This is a genomic window from Achromobacter sp. 1011811831 (genome assembly GCF_059760905.1).
The window spans coordinates 1-5,283 of record NZ_JCBANG010000166.1 but is presented as its reverse complement, the minus strand read 5'-3'; the positions used below and the strand labels follow the sequence as shown (position 1 = coordinate 5,283).

General features: G+C 70.8%; 5 protein-coding genes and 1 pseudogene. 3 read left to right on the top strand and 3 right to left on the bottom strand.

The window, feature by feature from the left end:
- Both AC6LJ9_RS30155 and AC6LJ9_RS30150 read right to left on the bottom strand, forming a co-directional pair.
- On the bottom strand, positions 1-271 hold a 271-nt coding region (locus tag AC6LJ9_RS30155), incomplete at its 3' end, for an amidase family protein (RefSeq protein WP_498150389.1).
- A complete protein-coding gene (locus AC6LJ9_RS30150) occupies positions 268-1,611 on the bottom strand; it encodes an MFS transporter (RefSeq protein WP_498150388.1) in 1,344 nt (447 codons plus the stop codon). The genes AC6LJ9_RS30150 and AC6LJ9_RS30155, both read right to left, overlap by 4 nt.
- 176 nt (positions 1,612-1,787) lie before the next feature.
- Between AC6LJ9_RS30150 and AC6LJ9_RS30145 the strand changes: the two genes are divergently transcribed.
- Entirely contained in the window at positions 1,788-2,828 is a 1,041-nt protein-coding gene (locus tag AC6LJ9_RS30145) for a LacI family DNA-binding transcriptional regulator (protein ID WP_498150387.1), read from the top strand.
- 21 nt (positions 2,829-2,849) lie between these two features.
- Here the strand turns inward: AC6LJ9_RS30145 and AC6LJ9_RS30140 are convergent, their stop codons facing one another.
- Positions 2,850-3,665, bottom strand: coding sequence for a class I SAM-dependent methyltransferase (locus AC6LJ9_RS30140; RefSeq protein WP_498150386.1), 816 nt, complete (start codon positions 3,663-3,665; stop codon positions 2,850-2,852).
- A gap of 116 nt (positions 3,666-3,781) precedes the next feature.
- Between AC6LJ9_RS30140 and AC6LJ9_RS30135 the strand changes: the two are divergent.
- Both AC6LJ9_RS30135 and hutG read left to right on the top strand, forming a co-directional pair.
- Positions 3,782-4,405: pseudogene (locus AC6LJ9_RS30135) on the top strand (DUF4180 domain-containing protein); the annotation flags it as partial.
- Entirely contained in the window at positions 4,397-5,254 is an 858-nt protein-coding gene (gene hutG / locus AC6LJ9_RS30130) for an N-formylglutamate deformylase (RefSeq protein WP_498150390.1), read from the top strand. The pseudogene AC6LJ9_RS30135 and the gene hutG, both read left to right, overlap by 9 nt.
- Positions 5,255-5,283: the final 29 nt, after the last annotated feature.

Below are 5,283 nucleotides of genomic sequence, written 5' to 3'. Positions count from 1 at the left end.
CGGGAATGCCGTGCAGCGGACCGCGCACGCGTCCCGCCGCGCGCTCGGCGTCGAGCGCGCGCGCCTGCGCCAGCGCGGCGGGAATGTCCGTGTGCACGAAGGCGTTGAGCTGCGGGTTGAGCCGCTCGACGGCCGCGCCGGCGTGGCGCACCAGGTCCTCGGCGCTGAACGCGCCCTCGGCCATGCCCCGCGCCAATTCGGCAAGGCCGCGACCGGCGAAGAAACCCGGTTCGACCGCCAGGCGCGGCGTGTTGCTCGCAGGCCGGCTCATCGCGCGGCTCCGGTTTGCGCGGCGCCGGCGGGCAGGCGCGGCGCCACGCCGGGGCGCACCTGCAGCATGGCGATCATGCCGATGGCGGTGGCGATGGACGCCGCCACGAACATCACCGAATAGCCGTGGCGCGCGGCCAGGTAGCCGGTCAGCGTGGGCGCGAGGATGGACGCGATGTTGGCGAAGAAGTGCATCAGGCCGCTGAAGGTGCCGACGCGACTGGCCGGCGCGGTGTCGATGACCACGGCCCAGTACACGGAGTTGGGCAGCGCGTTCAGCGCATTGGCCAGCGTCATCAGCGCGATCACGGCGAACACCGACTGCGCCTGCGACACCAGCATGAAGCACAGCGCGGTGGCCAGCAGGCAGCCGGCGGCGAACCAGCTGCGCGCGATCTTCAGGCTGCCGGTGCGCTTGAGCAGCAGGTCGGAGATGCGGCCGCCCAGCAGCACGGTGACGCAGGCGCCGGTCCAGGGAATCATGCCCATGTACCAGAGCGAAGACAGGCTGTAGCCGAAGTTGTCCTGCAGGTACTTGGGCGTCCAGGTCAGCAGCAGGAAGTTCACGTACATGAACGAGAAATAGCCCAGCGTGTTGAGCATCAGCGTCTTGCTGCGAAAGAAGGTCCACCACGGCAGTGCCGGGCCGTCCACGGCCTGGCCGGCGGCGGCCTGCTGGCGGGCCGACTGGATCTCGCGCAGTTCGGCGGGCGACACGCGCGGATTGGTCTCCGGGCGGTCGGTGAAGATGCGCATGAAGAACACCAGCACGATCAGGCCGGCGCCGCCCAGGATGTAGAACATGGCGCGCCAGCTGCCGGTCAGGCTCAGCAGCCCCACCGCCACCGGCGCGGTCAGCAGCGCGCCCAGCGGCGTGCTGAGCAGGCCGAAGCCGACCACGAAGCCGCGCTCGCGCGGCGTGGCCCAGTTGGCGATGGTCTTGTTGATGATGGAGTACGCCGGCCCTTCGGCCGCGCCGAACAGGATGCGGATGGTGGCGAAGCCGGCCAGCGCCGAGCCGCCCAGGAAGGCCAGGCCGAAGTCGCCGGCCCAGGCGGTGGCGATCTCGAACACCGACCAGGTCACGCCGGCCACGATCCAGACCTTGCGCGGGCCGTAGCGGTCGGCCAGCATGCCGCCGAACAGCGCGCCCACCATGTAGCCGTAGCCGAAGTAGCCCAGCACCGAGCCCCAGTCGCCCCGGTCCAGCCCGTACTCGCCCGTGATGTGGGCGGCGGCATAGGACATGGCGCCACGGTCGATGTAATTGATCAGCGCCAGCAGCACCACCATTGTGAAGATCCGGTAGCGGAACCGGGAATTCTGCGTTTCAGTCGTCATTGCGATCGGTCCAGTCGATTTACCCAAACGTTTGGGTTGCGGAATGCTAGTGGTTTTGGGCGGGAAGCGACACCGGGAAAACCCTTGCTGAGATTGCAGCCGAAAGACGCCGGACGGGGCCATGCCGCGCCGGCGGCGCGCCTCCGGCCGCGCGCTAGCGTGTATCCTCCAGCCCCATGAACAAATCCCGTCCCGTCACGCTGCAGAGCCTGGCGCGGCAGCTCGGCCTGAACGTGTCGACGGTGTCCCGGGTCCTGAACGGTTCCGAGGACGATGCGCGCGGCGCGGCCGCGCCCGGCACCGTCGAGCGCATCCGCGCGCTGGCGGCCGAGCTGCGCTACCAGGCCAATCCGCACGCCGCCAGCCTCAAGACCCGCCGCAGCCGCAGCATCGGCGTCCTGGTGCCGCGCCTGTCCGACATGGTGCTGGCCACGATCTACGAAGGCGTGGACGAAGCCGCCGCCGAACACGGCTACCTGACCTTCGTCTCCAACACCCAGGACCAGCCGGACAAGCAGCGCAAGCTGATCGACATGGCGGTGGCGCGGCGCGTGGACGGCCTGATCCTGGGCGACGCGCACAGCGGCCCGGACGCCAGCCCCAATCCACTGCTGGCCGAACTGGCCGCGCGCGGCGTGCCCTTCGTGCTGGTCAGCCGCCATGCCGACGCGCATTGCGCGGTGACCTGCGACGACGTCGAGGGCGGCCGCCTGGCGGCGCGCCACCTGCTGGACATGGGCCACCGCCGCATCGCGGTGATGACTGGCGAACCGTATGCCAGCACCGGCCGCGACCGCGCGGCCGGCTTCCTGGAAATCTGCGCCGAGCGCGGCGTGGACGTGCCCGCGCGCTGGCGCATTCCCAGCCCCTTTGATACCGATGCCGGCCGCAGCGTCGGCGCCGGCCTGCTGGCCGGCCCGGACCGCCCCACCGCCATCTTCGCGGTCAACGACTTCCTGGCGGTGGGCGTGATGGGCGCGGCGCGCGAGCGCGGGCTGGAAGCCGGCCGCGACGTGGCCATCGTGGGCTACAACGACACGCCGCTGGCCGGCGCGCTGCCCATCGGCCTGAGCACCATCCATTCGCCGATGCATCAGATGGGCCGGCTGGGCCTGGAACTGCTGTTGCAGAAGCTGGCCGGCGACGATCCGGGCAGCCAGCGCCTGGCGCCCTCGCTGGTCGTGCGCGGCAGCAGCGACCGGCCCGTGCCGGGCTGATCGCCGCGCCCGCCGGCGCGCTCAGGCCGGCTTGACGGCCCGGGTGGCCAGGAAGGTCGGCAGATAGCCATCGATCACGAAGCGCGGCCGGGGCTGGCGCGCTTCATGAAAGCCCGCCAGCAGGAAACCGGCGTCGAGCTGGCCGCCGATCTGGTCCTGCAGCGTGTGGCCGAACACCAGCGCCTCGCCGCGCGCGCGCTTGGCATCCAGCGCCTCGGCGTCCAGGTGCCGCGTGTCCGCGTAGGGCAGCGCGTGCGCCGGCCGGATCAGGCCCTGCTCCGCGTATCGCGGATCGCGGTCGCCCACGAACACGACCGGGTTGTAGAAGCTGGACAGCAGCCGGCCGCCCGGCCGCAGCACGCGGAAGCACTCGCGCCACACGGGCCGCACGTCGGGCACGTACAGGTTGGAGATGGGGTGGAACACCACGTCGAAGGCCTGGTCCTCGAAGGCCGACAGGTCGCGCATATCGCCTTGCACGGCAGTCAGCGCCAGCCCTTCGCGGCGCGCCACGGCGCGGTCCTGCTCCAGCTGCCCTTCGGACAGGTCGAACACGGTGACATCGGCGCCGGCCGCGGCCAGCACCGGCGCCTGCTGGCCGCCGGCGGAAGCCAGGCACAGGATGCGCAGGCCACGGACCGCGTCCAGCCAGCCGCGCGGCAGCGGCTCCGGCGTCAGGCGCGCGGCGGACAGATCGCCGTCCCGAGCGGCCGCGATGATCTCGGGCGTCACGGGCCGCGACCATTCGCAGTCCTGCGCGGCCTGCTGGTCCCAGGCCGCCTGGTTGTGGGCCAGCAGATCCAGGCTGGCGTCGTGATGGTTGGAGGATGCCGTCATAAAGAGAACTCCTTGGTGCGCATCGCGCGGGCGCGCGCCATGGGTCCGGACGGCGGGCGCGCGCGAACGCGAACGCGCGTGGCCCCGCCCTGCCTGTGGCTTGCGACAAACTTGAGATGCGTGAGATGGATGCCCGGCGGGCGCGGACGCGCGGTCGCCGGAGGGACGCGCCGTCCCGGCAAGGCCGCGATGGCTTGCCGGAAATGGCGGGAGGTGCAGGTCAGACCTGGATGATCATTTTGATGCGCTCCTTTGAGCAGCGGGTATTCTATCCCACCTTGCATCCAGGCAAGAACCGCCAGTCGGCCGGCCCCGACGCTGAAGCCGCGCCCATGGCCGCAAGACGCTCCGGCGCCATCGCCGACCCACACGACCAGGACAAGAACCCCATGGACACCCCGCAGCACACTTTCCTCGACGTTGCCGGCCAGCGCCTCATGCGCCTGGCGGACAACGGCCCCCTGCTCGCCGGCGAGCAGGACGTCACCGACCTTCTGGGCCTGACCTGGGGCGAGGACGTGGACTGGATCGTGCTGCCCGTCCGCCGCCTGCCGGCGGACTTCTTCCGGCTGGAAACGCGCATCGCCGGAAACATGCTGCAAAAGCTCACCAACTACCGGATGAAGTGCGCCATCGTCGGCGACATCTCTGCGCCGCTGGCCGCCAGCGGCGCGCTGCGCGACTTCGTGCGCGAGTCCAACCAGGGCCGCGCCGTCTGGTTCGCCGACGACATGGACGCGCTGGGCCAGCGATTCGCGCAGGCCTGCGCAACCGCCACGGCCGCCAAGAGCGATATCTATCAATTCCAGCGCGGCAACGCGCCGCTGCTGATCTCCATCCCCCACCTGGGCAGCCAGCTGCCCGACGCGCAGCGCGCGCGCATGACCGAGGCCGGCCTGCGCTCGGGCGACACCGACTGGCACCTGGACACGCTGTACGGCTGGGCCAGGGCGCTGGGCGCCTCGGTGCTGGGCGCGCGCTATTCGCGCTACGTGGTGGACCTGAACCGTCCGTCCGACGACGCCAGCCTGTATCCCGGCCAGACCAAGACCGGCCTGTGCCCGACGCACACATTCCGGGGCGAACCGATCTACCAGGACGGCGCCGAGCCCGACGAGGCCGAGCGCGCGCGGCGGCTGGACGCGTACTGGCGGCCATACCACGACAAGCTGCGCCTGGAGATCGAACGCATCCGCGCCGAGCATGGCGCCGTGCTGCTGTGGGAAGCGCACTCCATCGCCAGCGTGCTGCCGCGCCTGTTCGAGGGCAAGCTGCCCGACCTGAACATCGGCACGGCCGACGGCGCCAGCTGCGCGCCCGACGTGCTGGACGCGATCCGCCAGCGCCTGGAGGGCGCGGCGCCCTATACCTGGGCCGTCAACGGCCGCTTCAAGGGCGGCCACATCACGCGCCACTATGGCAAGCCCGGGGACGAGGTGCACGCGGTGCAGCTTGAGATGTGCCAGTCGACCTACATGGACGAGACCTATCCCTACGCCTATCGGTCGGAATTGGCGTCGAGGGTGACGCCCGTGGTGGAAGGCATGGTCGGCGCGGCGCTGGAACGGATCAGCGCTCGCGGACGTTGAAGGCAAACGTCCGCGACCCGGCGCAAGCC